The organism is Acinetobacter sp. YH16044 (assembly GCF_013417145.1).
Taxonomy (GTDB): Bacteria; Pseudomonadota; Gammaproteobacteria; order Pseudomonadales; family Moraxellaceae; genus Acinetobacter; species Acinetobacter amyesii.
Map to the genome: position 1 here is coordinate 56364 of NZ_VPEK01000012.1, position 18147 is coordinate 74510.

Annotated in this window: 21 protein-coding genes; 9 read left to right on the plus strand and 12 right to left on the minus strand. The window is 40.5% G+C overall.

All coding sequences use genetic code 11. The features are described from left to right. Window positions 1-32 precede the first annotated feature (32 nt). Window positions 33-479, plus strand: a complete 447-nt coding sequence (locus tag FTV38_RS09090; protein ID WP_180022309.1) for a hypothetical protein — start codon at window positions 33-35, stop codon at window positions 477-479. A gap of 92 nt (window positions 480-571) precedes the next feature. Here FTV38_RS09090 and FTV38_RS09095 read toward each other — a convergent pair whose 3' ends face one another. Then, entirely contained in the window at window positions 572-1474 is a 903-nt protein-coding gene (locus tag FTV38_RS09095) for an NADP-dependent oxidoreductase (RefSeq protein ID WP_180022289.1), read from the minus strand. Window positions 1475-1705: 231 nt separating this feature from the next. Here FTV38_RS09095 and FTV38_RS09100 point away from each other — a divergent pair, with 231 nt between their 5' ends. Beyond that, window positions 1706-2293 (plus strand): hypothetical protein, encoded by a 588-nt coding sequence (locus FTV38_RS09100; protein ID WP_180022290.1) that lies wholly within the window; start codon window positions 1706-1708, stop codon window positions 2291-2293. Window positions 2294-3155: 862 nt separating this feature from the next. On the opposite strand, the gene FTV38_RS18075 is transcribed toward FTV38_RS09100, so the two are convergent. From FTV38_RS18075 to gatC, 8 genes are read right to left on the minus strand one after another with little or no spacing between them, the layout of a single operon-like run. Further along, window positions 3156-3323: a hypothetical protein gene (locus tag FTV38_RS18075; protein ID WP_257228756.1), complete on the minus strand. Its 168-nt coding sequence runs from the start codon at window positions 3321-3323 to the stop codon at window positions 3156-3158. Next, entirely contained in the window at window positions 3320-3751 is a 432-nt protein-coding gene (locus tag FTV38_RS09105; RefSeq protein ID WP_257228757.1) for a hypothetical protein, read from the minus strand. Before FTV38_RS09105 ends, FTV38_RS18075 begins: the two co-directional genes overlap by 4 nt. Further along, window positions 3748-4041, minus strand: a complete 294-nt coding sequence (locus FTV38_RS18400; RefSeq protein WP_180014046.1) for a nucleotidyltransferase domain-containing protein — start codon at window positions 4039-4041, stop codon at window positions 3748-3750. Before FTV38_RS18400 ends, FTV38_RS09105 begins: the two co-directional genes overlap by 4 nt. Then, a complete protein-coding gene (locus FTV38_RS09115) occupies window positions 4042-4668 on the minus strand; it encodes a hypothetical protein (RefSeq protein ID WP_180014048.1) in 627 nt (208 codons plus the stop codon). It lies immediately after the preceding gene. 3 nt (window positions 4669-4671) lie between these two features. Further along, window positions 4672-5136 carry a hypothetical protein gene (locus FTV38_RS09120; protein WP_180022291.1) on the minus strand — a complete coding sequence of 155 codons (465 nt, stop codon included), beginning with the start codon at window positions 5134-5136 and terminating at the stop codon, window positions 4672-4674. A 59-nt stretch (window positions 5137-5195) separates the two neighbouring features. After that, window positions 5196-6671: an Asp-tRNA(Asn)/Glu-tRNA(Gln) amidotransferase subunit GatB gene (gatB, locus tag FTV38_RS09125; RefSeq protein ID WP_180022292.1), complete on the minus strand. Its 1476-nt coding sequence runs from the start codon at window positions 6669-6671 to the stop codon at window positions 5196-5198. Then, complete coding sequence (gene gatA, locus FTV38_RS09130; protein ID WP_180022293.1) at window positions 6671-8149, minus strand: Asp-tRNA(Asn)/Glu-tRNA(Gln) amidotransferase subunit GatA; 1479 nt, start codon at window positions 8147-8149, stop codon at window positions 6671-6673. Before gatA ends, gatB begins: the two co-directional genes overlap by 1 nt. Before the next feature lie 51 nt (window positions 8150-8200). Continuing rightward, window positions 8201-8515, minus strand: coding sequence for an Asp-tRNA(Asn)/Glu-tRNA(Gln) amidotransferase subunit GatC (gatC, locus tag FTV38_RS09135; protein WP_078189985.1), 315 nt, complete (start codon window positions 8513-8515; stop codon window positions 8201-8203). 133 nt (window positions 8516-8648) lie between these two features. Between gatC and FTV38_RS09140 the strand changes: the two genes are divergently transcribed. From FTV38_RS09140 to FTV38_RS09165, 6 genes are all read left to right on the plus strand, one after another. After that, the gene (locus tag FTV38_RS09140) at window positions 8649-9695 is read left to right on the plus strand and encodes a rod shape-determining protein (protein WP_086178633.1); all 1047 of its coding nucleotides are present in this window, start codon (window positions 8649-8651) and stop codon (window positions 9693-9695) included. A 16-nt stretch (window positions 9696-9711) separates the two neighbouring features. Then, complete coding sequence (mreC, locus tag FTV38_RS09145) at window positions 9712-10569, plus strand: rod shape-determining protein MreC (RefSeq protein WP_180022294.1); 858 nt, start codon at window positions 9712-9714, stop codon at window positions 10567-10569. Then, window positions 10556-11047, plus strand: a complete 492-nt coding sequence (mreD, locus tag FTV38_RS09150) for a rod shape-determining protein MreD (protein ID WP_180004304.1) — start codon at window positions 10556-10558, stop codon at window positions 11045-11047. The genes mreC and mreD overlap by 14 nt, the downstream gene beginning before the upstream one ends. Continuing rightward, a complete protein-coding gene (locus FTV38_RS09155) occupies window positions 11035-11601 on the plus strand; it encodes a Maf-like protein (protein WP_180022310.1) in 567 nt (188 codons plus the stop codon). Before mreD ends, FTV38_RS09155 begins: the two co-directional genes overlap by 13 nt. Before the next feature lie 42 nt (window positions 11602-11643). Then, window positions 11644-13098 carry a ribonuclease G gene (gene rng / locus FTV38_RS09160; RefSeq protein WP_180022295.1) on the plus strand — a complete coding sequence of 485 codons (1455 nt, stop codon included), beginning with the start codon at window positions 11644-11646 and terminating at the stop codon, window positions 13096-13098. Between the two features lie 142 nt (window positions 13099-13240). Continuing rightward, window positions 13241-13414, plus strand: coding sequence for a PA1571 family protein (locus tag FTV38_RS09165; protein WP_168379036.1), 174 nt, complete (start codon window positions 13241-13243; stop codon window positions 13412-13414). A 311-nt stretch (window positions 13415-13725) separates the two neighbouring features. Here FTV38_RS09165 and FTV38_RS09170 read toward each other — a convergent pair whose 3' ends face one another. Then, on the minus strand, window positions 13726-15105 hold the full coding sequence (locus tag FTV38_RS09170; protein WP_168379035.1) for a wax ester/triacylglycerol synthase family O-acyltransferase: 1380 nt from the start codon (window positions 15103-15105) through the stop codon (window positions 13726-13728). A gap of 167 nt (window positions 15106-15272) precedes the next feature. Then, window positions 15273-16007, minus strand: a complete 735-nt coding sequence (locus tag FTV38_RS09175; protein WP_168379034.1) for a phosphoadenylyl-sulfate reductase — start codon at window positions 16005-16007, stop codon at window positions 15273-15275. Window positions 16008-16208: 201 nt separating this feature from the next. Between FTV38_RS09175 and thrH the strand changes: the two genes are divergently transcribed. Further along, window positions 16209-16826, plus strand: a complete 618-nt coding sequence (thrH, locus tag FTV38_RS09180; RefSeq protein ID WP_078189978.1) for a bifunctional phosphoserine phosphatase/homoserine phosphotransferase ThrH — start codon at window positions 16209-16211, stop codon at window positions 16824-16826. Between the two features lie 72 nt (window positions 16827-16898). Here thrH and FTV38_RS09185 read toward each other — a convergent pair whose 3' ends face one another. Next, on the minus strand, window positions 16899-18050 hold the full coding sequence (locus FTV38_RS09185) for an OmpP1/FadL family transporter (RefSeq protein ID WP_180004312.1): 1152 nt from the start codon (window positions 18048-18050) through the stop codon (window positions 16899-16901). Between the last annotated feature and the right edge of the window lie 97 nt (window positions 18051-18147).

The window sequence follows — 18147 nt, forward strand, 5'->3', positions numbered from 1 at the left end:
CACGACCAGCAGGTTTGGCTTTATTGACCTTCATGATGCTTGGGACGACGCAAGTGAGTTTAGCGAGTCCGACGGTCGATCAGCTCAGTCAATGTTTAGTGAAATCGACCACTGCTGCGGATAAAACAGCGGTGCTGCAATGGACCTTTTCTGCCTTGGCAGCGCATCCAGATTTAAAACAATACAGTAATGTCAGTGATGCGCAAAAAACGCAACTCGATAAAAATTTGGCTCAAGTGATGCAGCGAATTTTGGTGGAGCAATGTTCTACGCAAACGCAGGCTGTAATTAAAGCCGACGGTCTACAGGCTGTAGGCGAAAGTTTTCAAGAGCTTGGTAGTATCACGGGGGATGAAATATTAAAGACGCCTGAAATTAAACAACAATTACAAGGCGTACTCCGTTATGTCGATTTGAATAAATTGGTGACTAAATTTTTAACCCCAGAAATTTGGAATAAATTGGGTATTACCCGATAACGTTTTTAAATTTGAAATACATATTTTTAAGTTAAATAATGATGTAAATGAGCGCTGTTTAGCGCTCATTTACATTATGGATTAGCTAATAATTATTCAAAAACCAGTACACTTTTACCTTTGGTATGACCTTCTAAAATATCACTATAGGCTTGCTGCGCATTCTTAAATTCATATTCACGGCTGACTGTCCACGTAAAACGGCCGTCAGCAATGCCATCAACGACATGCTGTAGGTTTTTTGGGTTACGTTTAACCCATACTGGCTGAATTTTATTGGAAGATAATTTTCTGCCAGCAATACTTCCCATAAATCCGCCAACTTTGACCACAGCAAGAGAGGTTTGAGTGGCTTCTTCCGAGCCGATCATATCAATAGAGACATCAAAGGGTGTTGGATGCACTGCTTTTAGACGTTCAACTAAACCTTCTCCATAAGTGACAGGCGTAGCGCCTAATTTACGAATATAGTCTTGATTGGCTGCTGATGCCGTTGCGACAACCTCAATGCCTTTTTCTACTGCGAGCTGTACCACAATAGAACCGACACCGCCTGAACCTCCATGTACCAGTAAGGACTGAGCAGGGCCCATTTCATCTAAAATAATCATGGCTGTTTGTGCTGCGCCTGCAATTGTTCCAGCAATAGACCAATCAATATTTTTCGGCTTACGGATTAAATTCGCTAGTGGCACATCAATCACGGTTGCATGGGTAAATGCACCGCCTGAACCCAGCACTTCATCGCCTACCGCCCATTCATTTTGTGAGCCGTCAACTTCTGAAATGATCCCTGCGTATTCTGTACCAAAGGTTTGGGGCAGAGCTGGATGTTTAAATTCACCTGTCATGCGACGTGCATCAATCGGGTTGATCCCTGAGGCTTTGACGTGAATACGTGCCATGCCAGAGGCTAGTGGCGGAAGTTCGTAGTTTGCAAATTCGAGGACTTCCGGTTGGCCGTATTGGTGTGCTGCTAAGATGATTGATTTCATTTTCTTGTGCCTATTACATTTAGTTTTTTAAATCATGCTTGGATTATAGGCAGGCGGTGTATATAGATTACAGACCGAAATTTGCATTAGATTTTTCTAAAAATAGAACAGTTGAAATGCTTTAGATTGAACTGATACATATATCTACAGTAAAAAAGTTAATTAAATTCTTTTAAATTTAGATTATTTTTTAATAAAATCAGTCAAATTTTAAACTGGAAGCAGTGGATAATGAAAAAAATATGTATTGTGCTTTTAGTTGCAACAGCACTTACCGGTTGTACAGCAAATGTTGTAAATCAATCAAAAAAATTAATTGGTCATAAGTTATATCAAGATTCTACAGAAGCTTTGACTAGTAGTATTCGGATTGAGCAAGGCCAAAATTTCAGTGTGCGATTATTTCCAAATGGATGTATAACGTCAATGCAGCCTAAGTTTCTCATGTCGCCTGAAGTGGAAAGTGTTAATGGTTTAGGTGGTAATATTCGTTATAAAGTTAAAACATTAAATATGCCATACCCACCTCAAAATATTCAGTTTGCAGAATTTAAATTACCTGCGGAACGTTTTATAGCTTTAAGTGCTTATAAGAGCTGGCATACAGGTGCGGAAATGCGTGGTTGCAGTGTAGATGCTGTTTATAAATTTGCTTCAAATAAGAATTATGAATTGTTGGACCAAAAGGGTGGGAATCAATGTTCCCTAGAAGTGCAAGAAATTTTGCCTTCTGGTGAGCGAGTTGAAATTAAACCATTAAAGTATTTGCGTAATGTAAATGAGTGGGCGGGGTGTGAAGCTCAGTTGGAAGGGCTTTAAGGTTTATTCTTTATAAAAACTTTATTAATTTTGTCCCAGATGTCTTTATCAAACCTAATCCTCTCCTAAAAGGAGAGGGAACAATGCGTATTACATTGATGTTGTGACGCGCGCTTTCCCTATGGGAGGGAGAGGGCTGGGGTGAGGGTAATTAGAAGTCACGCATAAAAATGATTTTAAAGGTTGAACGCGCTCAAATTCTATTAGCTTTCCATAGCTATCTAAGTATGAAAAGAAAAGTAGTCCTTTGAGTTTTAGTCAAATATTCTGAAAATAGCTAAAAATATACTTTTTATGATAATCCAAATCCCACGTAGGATTAAGTTGAATAAAATTTCAAAGGTTATTTCAACAAGAAATCTGAAGATCTTTTTAACATTTTTCTTTAAGAAAAATAGAAATTGGTTAAATTTACTAAAGATAAAACGAATGGGCGAAAACAATTGATATAGAGACTTTACACTCCAAATTTTTTTTAGCTGAGATAACTTAGGTATTAGTTCTCTGTCAGTATTTACAGAGCCATACATCAAAAGAACGAAACAGATGCCTAGTATCGATAGTAAAATTTGTAGTAGTGACATTTGTTATTCTTTTTTGATAAAAGTTTAATCGGATATTCTAGCTAAGTTTACACATAAAATTCTAATGATCTATTTGTTTTTATCTATTTGAATTTTTTTTTATTTTAATTAAAAAAATTAAATCTTACTCACAATAATAGCTTTCTAAAACCCCTCCTTTGCGAAGTAGTGCTTCTCATCTCCTAAAAGGAGAGGGAACTTCACTTACCTAAAGAATCACTTGACACTCTATCTTCCTCTGGGATGAGCAACACTGATGCGCAGGGGTGCGGGAGAAATTACCGTAGATCAGGATAAAACTTTTCAAATTCTTTATTAACTGCTTCACCCCGTAATAAATAGCCTTTCGGTTGGATATAACTATAAATTTCTCGTGCAGGTTTTTCATGCCAACCAATATTAAAAGCACAGAGTTTCGGGAAAAACTGCAGATGGCTATAGTTCAAGTTGTTATGAATCCAATAAGCCAATTGCTTAGGTCTTTTTCATATAATTCAAGAAATGATGGAATGACAATACATGCCGTTGCACCATAGCCTTTTGCATCGGGATAGTCCCAAATATGACTGGCAAAGTTTATCTCGTTAGTGGCGCAGTTATGGCCTTTTTCATTACCAAGTTGGTTGACGCTTGGTGAGCGATATGCTGAACGAATCGCAATACGTCCAAACTTATCTTGTAATGGTTCGAGCAGTTGCTCACACAGTTGTGTGCCTGTGTAGATGGCTTTTTCAGGATGGTCTGGAAAGTTGGGGACACCGTACCAGTTGGTGATTTCGCTACACATGAAGTCGCGCATAAAGAAGGACTTTGAAAGTTGAACACGTCCTAAGTCTTCGAGTTTGGCGATGGAGGATAATTTTTTGATGGTCATGTTTTGATATTGCGACTTATTTTAGGAAAAATTTGCTGAGCATTGGTTTGACTAATAAAATTAAAATATCCTTCTTCTTCTTGTGTCATAAAATTTAGATCTAAAGGTGTATGTTGAAAATGTCTTGAAAAGACTTCCTTCAATTTTTTTATATCTTCGTACGTTCTATAAACTATAAGAAAATCAAGGTCAGCCCACTTGCTACTCTTCAAGTAGGAGCCGAATAAATAGATATCACAATCAATCTCTAATATTTGAAGTTCATTAATTAAATTTGAAATTTCGAGCACTTATGACTTTGGATTTGCTAAAAATGAAAAAAGAGCAGCCCACAATCCAATTTTTACTTCTTGACCACGGTAGGTGTAGTCTTTCCAATGGGCGTTTGGATTTGCTGCAAGAACAAAGTCAAATGGTGCATAAAGCTCATAAATTTCATTTATTCTTTCTTGTGTAATAGCATATTCATTAATAAATACAAAGGTAATATCTCGACCATCATGACGTTTAACGGAAACTTTTCGGTTGGAAGTGAGTTGATAGCTTTTAACATTAAAATTTGTTCCTAAATTCTTCATGACGTATTCAGAATCTTTGTTAATGAAATTTGGATAAGCAGTTTCTGTATCATTCAACAACCTAAATAAATCACCACCAGTACCAAAACTAATATTATTTTGTTTTAATAATCGAATAGCCTCCTCATCTAGGAAAAAATTTTTCTTATTGCACAGTAAAAAATCAAACTTATAAGTTTTTAAGAGGGTTTGAAGCATTTTGCCCGTTAATTTCTCATTAAAGTTTGAAAGAGATAAAAGTTCAGGTCGATTATCTTTCGTAGTTATTTTAATGAGATTACCTTCTTTATTAACGGTTTCAACATTATCATGAGCTTTTAAGCTGTCTAACCAATTCATAATTTAATCCTTAAATATTGTGACTATATCTTGGGGGAATCTTCTATTGGGTAAATAACCTGATTCATGACACGATTTAAAATCGGTGACATGATCTTCATATTGATGATATAAGTCACGTTCCTCTTGCGTCATTAGCAATAGATTTTCAGAGCATATATCCCTAATTTTTTGATGATTAGGCAACATTATTTCTTTAACTTTTTTTCGCCATTCTTCTGTTGCATTACCCTCTAAATCATAGAAAGCATCATTGTTTTCATGAGGACCATAATCAATAAAGATCTGATAGTTCCGATCCCAGTAAGGTTTAAGCTTTTTATAAAGGCGGCTTCTTTGGGCGCTTTTCCTGTTTTTGAATTTTTTGTAACCCCATCCTAAAATAGAAAGAACAATGAGAATTAAACTAACAGTCCAACCACTAAAACCAACATTTTGAAGATGTTCTGAAGATAATATCTTGTCCATAAAAAAACCCCGCATTAAGCGAGGTTTTTATCTCATGAAAACAACTGATTAGTCAATTCTCAACCAATCAATTTCTTCATTAATTCATTGACTTGTGCAGGGTTGGCTTTACCTTTCGCTGCTTTCATCACTTGACCAACAAGACCGTTAAAGGCTTTCTCTTTACCAGATTTATACTCTTCAACCATCTTCTCGTTTGCCGCAAGCACGTCTTTAATAATCGCTTCAATTGCGCCTGTATCAGTTTCCTGTTTCAAGCCTTTTTCAGCAATAATCTCGTCCGCAGTTTTGCCTTCATCCCACATAAAGCCGAATACTTGCTTCGCGATCTTACCGTTAATGGTGTTGTCTACAATACGCGCGATCATACCGCCAAGTTTTTCAGCAGATACAGGAGAGTCATGAAGCTCTAAGCCCGCTTTGTTTAAAGCACCAGAGAATTCGCCCATTACCCAGTTTGCCGCAATCTTACCTTGAGCAGCGCCGCCAGCAGCAGCGACAACTTCTTCGTAAAATTCTGACATTTCACGACTCAATGTAAGCACGTGAGCGTCATATTCAGTCACACCAAAGTCAGTCACGAAACGTGCACGACGAGCCGCAGGAAGCTCAGGCATTTGCGCTTTAATCGCTTCGATTTGCGCATCTGGAATGACTACAGGCAACAAGTCAGGGTCTGGGAAGTAGCGGTAATCGTTCGCTTCTTCTTTAGAACGCATTGAACGTGTTTCCATCTTCACAGGGTCGAATAAACGTGTTTCTTGGTCAATGGTGCCTTCCCATTCTAGGATTTCCATTTGACGTTCAATTTCTACGTTAATCGCTTGTTCAATGAAGCGGAATGAGTTGAGGTTTTTCAACTCGCAGCGTGTACCAAACGGTTGACCCGGACGACGTAAAGACACGTTACAGTCTGCACGGAACGAACCTTCTGCCATGTTGCCGTCAGAAATGCCTAACCAACGAACTAGCGTGTGAATCGCTTTAATGTAGGCAACCGCCTCTTCAACCGAACGCATATCGGGTTCAGATACGATTTCAAGCAGCGGTGTACCAGCACGGTTTAAATCGATACCAGATTGACCTTCAAATTGGTCATGGATCGATTTACCTGCATCTTCCTCAAGGTGAGCACGGGTTACGCCAATGCGCTTAACCGTACCATCTTCAAGTTGAATGTCGATATGACCCAAGCCCACAATCGGGTTGTCCATTTGGCTGATTTGGTAGCCTTTTGGAGAGTCAGGGTAGAAATAGTTTTTACGTGCAAACACAGATGCTTGGTCGATGTACGCATCGATACCCAAACCAAAGCGGATCGCAAGATCAACCACTTCTTTGTTCAATACTGGCAATACGCCGGGCATTGCCAAGTCAACAAGGCTCGCTTGCGTATTTGGGTCTTGACCAAACGTAGTTGATGAACCTGAGAAAATTTTGGTATTGGTTGCAAGCTGAGTGTGAATCTCGATACCAATCACCACTTCCCAACCATCAATCAGGTTAGATTTTGGTTTCGCAGCGTTTTTAGCCATTATGCATTCTCCTCAGCAATTGCAGCGCGTTGTGTATGCCAATCGGTTGCTTGTTGGTACTGATGCACCACAGACAACAATTGAGATTCTGACCAGTAGTTACCAATCAACTGTAAGCCAACAGGCAAGTTGTCTTTGTCAAAACCAACAGGCGCGTTAATCGCAGGTAAGCCTGCCAAGTTCACTGCAATAGTGTAGATGTCGCCTAAGTACATTTCTACAGGAGATAAGTTTGCACCAATCTTATATGCAGTCGTTGGTGCAGCAGGAGCCGCAATCACGTCTACAGATTCAAATGCTTTTAAGAAGTCTTGTTGAATTAAACGACGTACTTTTTGCGCTTTCACATAATAAGCATCGTAGTAACCGGCAGAAAGCGCGTAAGTACCAATCAAAATACGTTGCTGAACTTCTTTACCAAAACCTTCAGAACGTGAACGTTTGTACAAGTCCATCAAATCCACAGGGTTTTCTGCACGGTAGCCATAACGTACGCCGTCGAAACGAGATAAGTTAGACGATGCTTCAGCAGGGGCAATCAAGTAGTAAGTCGGCACGTAGCTTTCAGTCATGTTTAGGTCAATCTCAACCAAGATTGCGCCCATTTCTTCAAGCTTTTTCAGTGACTCTTCAACGCGTGCTTTTACGTCTGCATCTAAACCAGCAACATTAAAGTACTGCTTAGGAATACCAATGCGTAAACCTTTTACAGAAGTGCCGTTTAAGTTTGCTACGTAGTTATCGACGTCTTTTTCAACAGAAGTTGAATCTTTCGCATCATGACCTGCCATCACGTTCATGAGGTAAGCACAGTCTTCAGCCGAACGTGCCATTGGGCCGCCTTGGTCTAAAGATGATGCATACGCGATCATACCGAAACGAGAAACACGACCGTAAGTCGGTTTAAGACCAGTCAAACCACAGAAAGACGCAGGCTGACGGATTGAACCGCCTGTATCTGTACCTGTTGCAAATGGAGCAAGATCAGCTGCTACAGCCGCAGCAGAACCGCCTGAAGAACCACCCGGAACATGGTTTAAGTTCCAAGGGTTAGCCGTTGCGCCATAAAATGAATTTTCAGAGGTCGAACCCATGGCGAATTCGTCCATGTTCACTTTACCTAAAGTGACAAGGCCCGCAGCTTTACCTTTCGCTACAACGGTCGCGTCGTAAGGAGAGATAAAATTGTCCAGCATTTTAGAACCAGCAGTGGTTTTAATGCCTTGGGTACAGAAAATATCTTTATGTGCAATTGGTACACCGGTCAACGCAGTTGCATTGCCTGCTTTAATTGCAGCATCAGCCGCATCTGCTTGCGCAAGTGCTTGTTCAGCTGTCACGGTCACGTATGACTTGACTTGAGCATCGATTTTTTCAATGCGTTTTAAATAGTGTTCTGTCAATTCGCGTGAAGAAAATTTAGCGCCAGCCAAACCTTCAGACAATTCACGAATTGATAAGCGATGTAAATCTGTCATGAGAAATATTTCTTTACGTTTAATTTGAAAAAATGTTGATCTGAATAAAAATTATTCAATCACACGCGGAACAAGGTACAAGCCATCCTGTACGGCAGGAGCAACTGCTTGATATGCTTCGCGATGATTGGTCTCAGATACCACGTCTTCACGTAAGGGCTGTGGATTGTCGAATGGACTTTTTAGTGGTTCAACACCGTCAGTATCGATGCCTTTCAGGGTTTCCATCATGCCTAAAATTTTATTTAAACTTTGAGCATAGTCAGCAGATTGCGCTTCATCTAGCGACAATCGAGCCAGATGGGCAATCGCTGAAACTGTTTGTGCATTTAGATCTGCAGAATGCTGTGCATCCGATGTAGACATAACATTACCTAATCAGTATTAAAAAAATTCAAAATATCGTGGCTTATAATAAGCGATTGACTTGTTCAAATCATCACATTTAGTTAAAGTTGCCACCTTGCGTCCATATAAAAGTTTAACTGAGAACGTCCCCGTGATTCTAAAACGACTAATTGGCTTGTTTTCGCCGGATCTTGCCATTGATTTAGGCACTGCAAATACACTTATTTATGCGCCAGGACGAGGCATTATATTAAATGAACCGACGGTGGTGGCAATTCGCCACAGTGGTTCACAAAAAATCGTTGCCGCAGTAGGTCTTGACGCGAAGCAAATGCTAGGTCGTACACCTGCAAATATTTCTGCGATTCGCCCAATGAAAGATGGTGTGATTGCAGATTTTGAAGTCACTGAAACGATGTTGAATCAATTCATTGGCAAAGTGCACGAAAAACGTTTGTTCCCACCTGCACCGCGTGTCGTGGTGTGTGTGCCATGTAAATCGACGTTGGTGGAACGCCGTGCAATCCGTGAAGCTGTATACAATGCAGGTGCACGTGAAGTTCGCTTAATTGAAGAGCCAATGGCTGCTGCAATTGGTGCAGGTATGCCTGTTGAGCAAGCCTGTGGTTCGATGGTTGTCGATGTTGGTGGTGGTACAACTGAAATCGCGATCATTTCACTTCAAGGTTGTGTCTATGCAGACTCACTACGTATCGGTGGTGATGTATTTGATGAACAAATCATTAACTACGTGCGTAAAGCACATGGTTGTGTGATTGGTGAAACCACTGCAGAAAACATCAAAAAAGAAGTTGGTATGGCGCTTCCAGAAGAAGGTGCAAAACCTTTGGAAATCGAAGTCCGTGGTCGTAACTTGGCTGAAGGTGTACCTCGTGCGATTACCGTAACTTCTGATGAAGTGACTCAAGCGATTTCTGATCCACTGCAAAACATTGTGGCTGCGGTTAAATCTGCACTAGAGCAAACGCCACCTGAGTTGTCTTCAGACATCGCAGAACGCGGTATTGTGTTGACTGGTGGCGGTGCATTACTTCGCAATCTTGATAAGCTTCTTGCAAAAGAAACAGGTCTTCCTGTCGTGGTTGCAGAAGATCCACTATCATGTGTTACACGTGGTGGTGGTAAGGTTCTCGAATTCTTCGATAACCCAAATCATGACATGTTATTTGTAGGCTAAGAAAAGGACTCGGCGGGTGCAAACGCAACTGTTTTCAAGACAACCGCCATCTTTTCGCTCATTTATCATTGCGGTGATTACATGCTTGGTGGTGCTTTTCTTTGATTGGCGCATGCCACATGTAATTCAACCGGCCAGAGACGTCTTGTATGCGGCATATAATCCAATTTATGCACTAGCAAGCTATCCAGTGTTATCGCGAGAATGGCTGAATCAACAAACCAAGTCTGAAGCTCAATTACGTCGTGAAAATACCGCGATGCAAGCAGAGTTAATTCAGGCTCAAGTCCGTTTACAGAAACTTTCTGAACTTTCTGCTGAAAATACTCGACTACGTGGACTACTCGATACACCACTCATCATTGATGGTCGTATGGAGATTGCCGAAGTCATTGGTACTGATGCTGATCCCTTACGTCATATTATTGTGATTAACCGTGGAGCCAGCAGTCAGCTTAAAGTGGGACAAACTGTACTCGATGACAAGGGCATTATGGGGCAAATTATCAATGTTTACCCGCATAGTAGTCGTGTCATGTTGCTCTCAGACAAAGAGCACTCTTTATCTGTGCGTCTGGAACATACTGGTATGCGCGCAATCGTTACGGGTACAGGTGACTTAGGTCGACTTAAGATGGAATACGTGCCAACCAGTGCGAATATCAAAGTCGGTGAAAAAGTCTATAGCTCAGGTCTAGGGGCACATTTCCCAGCGGGTTATTTGGTGGGTACAGTGTCGAAAGTCAGTCGTCACAATAGCGGTGAATTTGCCCAAATTGATATCAATCCTGCTGCCCAATTGGCAGGTGGTCATCATGTGGTTGTGCTATTTTCCGATTCTTTAGCGATGGAGCAACCGCATGTCACTCGCTAAGCTTAGTCGTCATACAGAGCGCGACCCATTATTTCCGATTATCTTTTCCATCATTTTGGCATCCGTGCTGATGGTGTATCCGCTTTCTTATGACTTATCGGGTTGGCGTCCATTATTCATGATGATGATCATGCTATTTTGGGTACTCTGTCAGCCGACATGGTGCGGTGTTTGGTTTGCATTTGCCACAGGTCTCTTTACGGACTTGTTGACTGATGCACCTTTTGGCATGAACGCACTGAGTTTTGTGGTCATTGCATTTGTGACGCGCTTTTTAACGCGTGAACGTCGTATCCTTACATTTGGTAATTTGTGGATTATTGCTGCAATGGCAATTTTCGCGCATTTACTGTTTGTGTGGATTGTTCAAGTGATGGGTGGGGCACAGTTTTCATTTGCTCGCCATTGGCAGCCAATTGTTACTAGCTTAATCATTTGGCCAATCATGTATTACTTCCTGAGAAAATGGCGCATATAATTTTAGCTTCGAGTTCTCCTCGACGACGCGAACTAATGCAACAATTAGGTCTGGAATTTGAAATTTTCAGTCCAGATATTGATGAGTCCGTGTTGGAAGGAGAACCTATAGCGGATTATGTAGAGCGTTTAGCACGTGCCAAAGCTTGCGCAGTACAACAACAATTCCCTGATGCTATCGTTATTGCCGCGGATACTAGTTTAGGCGTAGATGAGCACATTTTAGGAAAACCAGCGTCGAAAGCACATGCTTTTTCTATGTGGGAAATGATCTCTGGACGAAAACATGATGTGTTTTCAGGTGTTTGTGTCAGTACAAAAGATCAAATATACAGTATAGTAGTGCGTACACAGGTTGAATTTCAAACGCTAAGTCTAGCTGACATGGAAAGCTATTGGGCAACAGGTGAACCAATCGGCAAGGCGGGAGCCTATGCTATTCAAGGAATTGCTGCGCGCTATATTCCTTGTATTGAAGGGAGCTACAGCAATGTTGTTGGGCTGCCTTTGCATGAAACCGTACAGTTATTACAGATAGTTAAGGCATTAAATTAACTGCTGCAACACAAGAATTTTTATAATGTTTTGAGTTTTGATATGTCTGACGAGTTGTTGATTAACGTCACACCGATGGAATGTCGGGTGGCGTTGATTCAAAACGGTACGGTCAATGAATTATTTGTTGAGCGCACCGTGAAGCGTGGGTTAGTGGGCAATATTTATAAAGGGAAAGTTGTTCGCGTGCTTCCGGGTATGCAGGCTGCTTTTATTGATATTGGATTGTCGAGAACGGCTTTTTTACATATCAATGATATGGTCTGGCAGCGCAATCAACCAACCCCGAATGTTTTTGAGCTGTTACAACCAGGGCAAGTACTCACCGTACAAGTCATGAAAGATATGTTGGGTACCAAAGGTGCACGACTATCAACTGATCTTTCTATTCCTTCTCGTTACCTTGTTTTAATGCCATATGGCAGTCATACCGGTGTTTCTCAGCGCATTGAGTCTGAAGAAGAACGAGATCGCTTGCGTAGCATGATTGAACGCATTCAAAAGGAACACAACTTACCGGGTTCAGTCATCGTTCGTACTGCCGCCGAAGGTATTCCTGAATGTGAAATTGCGCAGGACATGGCTTATTTAGCAAAACTGTGGGAATACATTCAACGTAAACAACGCAGTATTGTTGTGCCTTCATTGATTTTTGAAGAGCTACCTTTACCACAACGCGTCATCCGTGATTTGGCCAATGAAGATACGTCTAAAATTCAGGTCGACTCACGTGAAGTGCATGGCAAATTGCAAGAGTTTGTTCAAGAATTTGTACCGAGTATGCAAAATCGCTTACTGCATTATCCGGGTGAGCGTCCAATTTTTGACTTGTACAATGTCGAAGAGGATATTCAGAAAGCCTTACAGACACGTGTAGCACTTAAGTCTGGCGGCTACCTGATGATCGATCAAACTGAAGCGATGACCACGATTGATGTCAATACTGGCTCCTACGTCGGTGGTCGTTCGCTTGAAGACACTGTGTTTAAAACCAATATGGAAGCCACACAGGTCATTGCACGTCAGCTCCGACTACGTAACTTGGGCGGGATTATCATTATTGACTTCATTGATATGCAAGAAGCACATCATCGTGAAGAGGTGATAAGCCAGTTTGAGAAAATGCTTGAGCGCGATCATGCTAAAACCAAGATCACTCAAGTGTCTGAGCTGGGTTTGGTGGAAATGACTCGGAAACGCACCCGTGAATCTCTGGAGCATCTACTTTGTGATTCTTGCCCGACCTGTCAGGGGCGTGGTTATGTGAAAACGGCTGAAACAGTTTGCTATGAAATTTTCCGTGAAATCTTGAGATATGCACGTGCTTATGAGTCACAAAGTGGTTTTACCGTGGTGGCACATCCGTCGGTGATTGACCGATTGTTAACTGCTGAAGCACCTGCGGTAGCTGATTTAGAGCACTTTATTAGCCGTGTGATCAAGTTCCAAGTGGAAAATTTATATACGCAAGAGCAATACGATATCATTCTGAGCTGAAATTGTAACAGAATATCGTTAAACACTTGTTACAACTGAGATTTTACTTTTGAACTGTTATTTTGAATACTAGACACATCAAATAGCCAAAGCCATTTTCCTGCATTGGACTTGAAAATGGCTTAGCAAAAAGAGGTGTACTATGGGTGTTAGTAAAACAGTAATGAAAAGTGGTCTTAAAACTGTTGTTGAAGCAAAAGCGATCCATTCAGGTTATATCGTGGATGAGCGTGGTAATGAGGTTCAAATTACAGCGTCTATGATTCGTTCTGCTTGTCATCAGTTACTTAAACAGTGCCGAGCAATTAAAGCTTAAATATTGAAATATAAATAATGTAATCCAGAGGGTTAAAGTGCTAACGCGCAATTCTAAAATATTTAATGCGCTAAAATTTTATAAATAATGGAAAATAAACTTAATTATCAGTTCGTATCTACAAGTCATAATTAAACAATAGCAACGGATTTGTTCACCTAAATTTTAGCTTATACACATAAATTGCTCCAAAAAATCAATCAAAGTTCAAATACTAAAAACCCGTCTAGATTGTTCAATTTAGACGGGTTTTTATCATTATGTATGGTTCAAGATGCTGATGAATTGATACCAAATCTAGAAACAGGCGGTTAGCTAACCGCCTGTAACTTTGGGGAATCTTGGTTCACAATAGTTTCAAATCGTTGAATTTCTTCTTCCAAATGCGTGAGTAAATTTTGCATTTTTGGCAGCGCATTACGACATGCGGTTAAACCCACTTCAAGCTTATCTAAATAGCTGGTCATGGTGATATTAAGCGCTTGACCATCCAAAACAATAGACGCTGGGTAGAGCGCTTCTAAACGTGCACCATTCCAATATAACGGCTCTTGTGGGCCGGGAACATTCGAAATGACCAAGTTAAAGGCCTGACGTTTTGGCATGAAGCCTGATGCAATATTTAAACCTGCTGCACTGTAGACAAAAGCACTGTAGTTTAAAATTTGATTCGAGTTCATCCGCTTAAAGCGCTCTTTGGCATTGAGCACACTACGACGCACAATCTTCAACCGTTCTAGCGGATCTTCTTTATGGGTTCCAAGATTGGCCAAAATCATGGTAATACGGTTTGACATATCTGAATCATCGGTACGAACTGATGCAGGCACCATGGCAATCAATGGCTTTTTAGGTAAAGCATTTTGTGTAATTAAATATTCACGTAATGCGCCTGAACAAATTGCAAGCACAATATCGTTAATTGTTACGCCGAGTGACTTGGCAATATGTGACAAACGTGAAAATTCAAAAGACTGAGCAGCGAAACGACGAGAAGAACTAACCCGTTGGTTTAATATTGAACTCGGCGCTTGGAAACTAGACACATAATCTGGGTTACGCCCCATATCTTTCATTACTGTTTGTGACAGTTCGTACAAAACTCGTGGAGTTGAGTCAAGTTGTCCCTTAATGGTCGATAACAGACCTTTCATACGACTGGATTTAGGCTGTTTCAGGCGTTTTGCACGAGGGCCTTCTACACACCATGGTGGCACAATTCTTTTAGCATCTGGGTCATGCGAAAGTGATTTTTCAACTAAACGCATACCTGCAATGCCATCGACCATCGCGTGGTGGATTTTGAAGTACATAGCAAAACGATTGCCTTCAATGCCTTCAATAATATGGCAAGTCCAAAGCGGTTTCGCACGGTCAATCAGCGCACTGTGTTCTTGAGAAATATAAGTCAAAAGTTCACGAATACGACCGGGATGCGGCAGTGCGATATGGCGGAAGTGATGATCTAAATCAAACTCTTCGTCTTCATCCCAAAAGAAGCCGTTGAGTTTATTGTTAAAAGGAGGAATAGGAATGGATTTTGAATTACGAATATCTGCGACTAAATCTTGAATAAAAGTATCTGGTGCATTGTCAGGGATCTGAAATAAAAATAGACCACCTACGTGCATCGGTTGTTGCCGTTTCTCTAAATTTAAGAATATGAAATCAATAGGATGTAATGGACGCATAGCGTTGATTGCCTCACTGCAATTTCTACAGCTGCTCATGTATGAGTAGCATTGTTAGAATTATTAAATTGTCTTTTGCAGTATAGCGTTTTTACGTTGAAATGATACGGAATTATGTGTATCGATGCGTTGAAAAAAACCACTGCTATGCAGTGGTTTTGTGATCTTTATTTTTTCATGTTGCCTGCGTGTAAGCCGCATTCTTTATGGGTTGCATCTTCCCACCACCAGCGACCTTCTCGTTCGTGTTGATTCGGTAAAACAGGTCGAGTACATGGTTCACAGCCAATCGAGATAAAGCCACGTTCGTGTAGTGGATTATATGGAATTTCCATTAGACGGATATAGTTCCAGACATCAGCGCTAGACCAGTTTGCCAAAGGATTATATTTAATCAATTGCTTGCCCGGACCTGAAAAACCGGGGTCTGCTTGTACCACAGGAATTTCATTACGTGTGCCTGGGCTTTGGTCTTTACGTTGACCAGTGATCCAGCCATCTAAAGTGGCTAGTTTTTTACGCAAAGGTTGTACTTTACGGATACCACAGCATTCTTTATGTTCATCTTGATAGAAGCTAAAAAAGCCCTTTTCTGTTACCAGTTTTTGTACGGCATCACTTTCTGGGAAACAGATTTCAATATCAATTTTATAATGTTTACGGACAGTATCTAAAAATTGGTAAGTTTCAGGGTGTAAGCGACCGGTATCTAAACTAAATACACGAAAAGGAATCCCTAAGTTCGATGCAAGATCAATCAGTACAACATCTTCTGCACCAGAAAAGGAAATCGCAACTTCACCTTGCTGGCTAAGCGCAAGTTTCATAATCTCAGAAGGTGATTTATCTGCATATTCAGATGCAAGTGCATCGACAAGGTCAATAGTAGGGATGGTAGTCATGAATGTCCTGGCTATAGGCTTGGAACGTTAAAACCTATATTAATTTATTTCAGAACTATTTTAATGGAAATGCTAAAACACACTTATCACTAAAAAATAGATACTTATGAAAAAAATAGATTTAAAAAAGAACAATGCATTTTTTTATTCTTCCGCTATGATATTGAAAAAATTTTTTTCACATAACAGAGGGTAGAGTGCATGGAAGTCGTTTGTTTAGATCTAGAAGGGGTTTTAGTACCTGAAATTTGGATTAATTTTGCGAAAAAAACAGGCATTAAAGAACTTGAAGCAACGACTCGTGACATTCCAGATTACGATGTGTTGATGACTCAGCGTTTAAATATCCTAAAACAACACGGTTTGGGTTTAAACGATATTCAAGACGTAATCGCAGATATGGGGCCATTTGAAGGTGCAAAAGAGTTTGTAGAGTGGGTGCGTACTCATTTTCAATTGATTATTCTTTCAGATACTTTCTATGAGTTTGCACATCCATTAATGCAGCAACTTGGTTGGCCAACGATTTTCTGCCACAAATTAGAAACTGATGAAAATGGTATGATCTCAGCTTATAAGCTTCGTCAACCTGATCAAAAGCGTAAAGCCGTTCAAGCATTGCATGGGTTAAACTTCCGGGTGATTGCAGCAGGTGATTCTTATAACGATACGACGATGCTTGGTGAAGCAGATGCGGGTTTCTTATTTGATGCGCCTGACAATGTGATTGCAGAATTTCCACAATTCCCACCAATTCATGGCTATGCTGCATTAAAAGAAGCGATTCGTAATGCTTCAGTTCGTGATATTCCAGCTTAATTCTGTATAGCTGGTTATAGAAAAGGGCGCTTATGCGCCCTTTCTTGTTTAATGCAAAGCTGTTCTAACAACTTAGAAGCGATAGCCTATTTTCAAACCATAGCCAAGCGCATGGTTATCTTCAAATTCACCTACTGGATTACCACCAGTTTGAGCAGTAGCATCACCTAACCAGAAGTATTTAACACCTGCTTGGATGAAATAGTTTTCAGCAGGACTATATTGACCACCTAGACCAACATTCCAATTCCCTTCAACAGGGCCTAAAGTCGTAATAGGGTTGCCAGCACCCGAATCGTAACCTACAGATGCAGAACCAGACCATTTGCTGTTAAATTTATGGCCTACACCAACATTAGCTGACCATTGGTCGTCTGAGTAATCAATAAGATTTTGACGGACATGAGGTGCTGGAATTGAACTTACGTTACCAAGTAAAGTTGGTTTAACCGCAAACTGGCTCCAATGTACCCAACGAACATTGGCAAATGCTAGCGTATCTTTAGCAATACCTGTTTGGAAATCTAAGTTAACTGATTGAGGTGTTGTTGCATCAACAGATGATGTCAGCGCACTTAAAGATGGATACGGTAGAAGCGTAGTTTCATTGGATTTTGTATTATGTTCAATTTCAGAGCGGTAGGTAATAGCCGCTTTTAATGCAATTTCAGGAATCGAATAAGCAACACCTGCTAACCAGCCATAAGCTTCTTCACGTTCCATTTCGATGTTATAAGTACCAAGTTTGGCATTACCACCATAAGCAGCACCACGTAGTTTGATATTGGCTTCTACAGTTTGCCAAACTGGACCTGCATAAAAGTTCCAATTTTCGTTTGGTTGGTAACCAATTAGGGCAGTTAAGCTTTCAGTTTTAACATCTACAGATGTACCTTGAGCACCATTACCAAATACTTGCGATGCAGCATCATATTCAGCTTCTGCACCGTATGGTTGGTCGTAAATTAAACCTAGTGAAATTTTGTCAGTCGCTTGTACTTTGACAGCAGCGGAAGGGAAGTAATATGACTTCGCCATGTCATCGACATTAAGTTCATTTGACTTTACTTCTGCATCTAGAACAGTGATACCTGCTTCTGCATAGTTACCAGGTTGTAAGAATGCTGAAATAGACTGACCTGAACGATCTAGACCCGCTGCAAATAATGATGCTGTTGGTAAAGCGGTAAGTAAAATTGCGTAGCTAAGGTGATTTAAGCGCATACTTTTCCCTGTTTGTAACTTTTGATGTTATTTCAATGTGTGGAAAGTAACATAAATAGAAAAACAGTAAATAAGAGTTGCTACTCTAAAATTGAAC

Coding starts and splice junctions, on each gene's coding strand:
- FTV38_RS09090 (WP_180022309.1), top strand. CDS start 33: ATGATGCTTGGGACGACGCAAGTGAGTTTAGCGAGTCCGACGGTCGAT.
- FTV38_RS09095 (WP_180022289.1), bottom strand. CDS start 1,474: ATGAAATCAATCATCTTAGCAGCACACCAATACGGCCAACCGGAAGTC.
- FTV38_RS09100 (WP_180022290.1), top strand. CDS start 1,706: ATGAAAAAAATATGTATTGTGCTTTTAGTTGCAACAGCACTTACCGGT.
- FTV38_RS09105 (WP_257228757.1), bottom strand. CDS start 3,751: ATGACCATCAAAAAATTATCCTCCATCGCCAAACTCGAAGACTTAGGA.
- FTV38_RS09115 (WP_180014048.1), bottom strand. CDS start 4,668: ATGAATTGGTTAGACAGCTTAAAAGCTCATGATAATGTTGAAACCGTT.
- FTV38_RS09120 (WP_180022291.1), bottom strand. CDS start 5,136: ATGGACAAGATATTATCTTCAGAACATCTTCAAAATGTTGGTTTTAGT.
- gatB (WP_180022292.1), bottom strand. CDS start 6,671: ATGGCTAAAAACGCTGCGAAACCAAAATCTAACCTGATTGATGGTTGG.
- gatA (WP_180022293.1), bottom strand. CDS start 8,149: ATGACAGATTTACATCGCTTATCAATTCGTGAATTGTCTGAAGGTTTG.
- gatC (WP_078189985.1), bottom strand. CDS start 8,515: ATGTCTACATCGGATGCACAGCATTCTGCAGATCTAAATGCACAAACA.
- mreD (WP_180004304.1), top strand. CDS start 10,556: ATGTCACTCGCTAAGCTTAGTCGTCATACAGAGCGCGACCCATTATTT.
- FTV38_RS09155 (WP_180022310.1), top strand. CDS start 11,035: ATGGCGCATATAATTTTAGCTTCGAGTTCTCCTCGACGACGCGAACTA.
- rng (WP_180022295.1), top strand. CDS start 11,644: ATGTCTGACGAGTTGTTGATTAACGTCACACCGATGGAATGTCGGGTG.
- FTV38_RS09165 (WP_168379036.1), top strand. CDS start 13,241: ATGGGTGTTAGTAAAACAGTAATGAAAAGTGGTCTTAAAACTGTTGTT.
- FTV38_RS09170 (WP_168379035.1), bottom strand. CDS start 15,105: ATGCGTCCATTACATCCTATTGATTTCATATTCTTAAATTTAGAGAAA.
- FTV38_RS09175 (WP_168379034.1), bottom strand. CDS start 16,007: ATGACTACCATCCCTACTATTGACCTTGTCGATGCACTTGCATCTGAA.
- thrH (WP_078189978.1), top strand. CDS start 16,209: ATGGAAGTCGTTTGTTTAGATCTAGAAGGGGTTTTAGTACCTGAAATT.
- FTV38_RS09185 (WP_180004312.1), bottom strand. CDS start 18,050: ATGCGCTTAAATCACCTTAGCTACGCAATTTTACTTACCGCTTTACCA.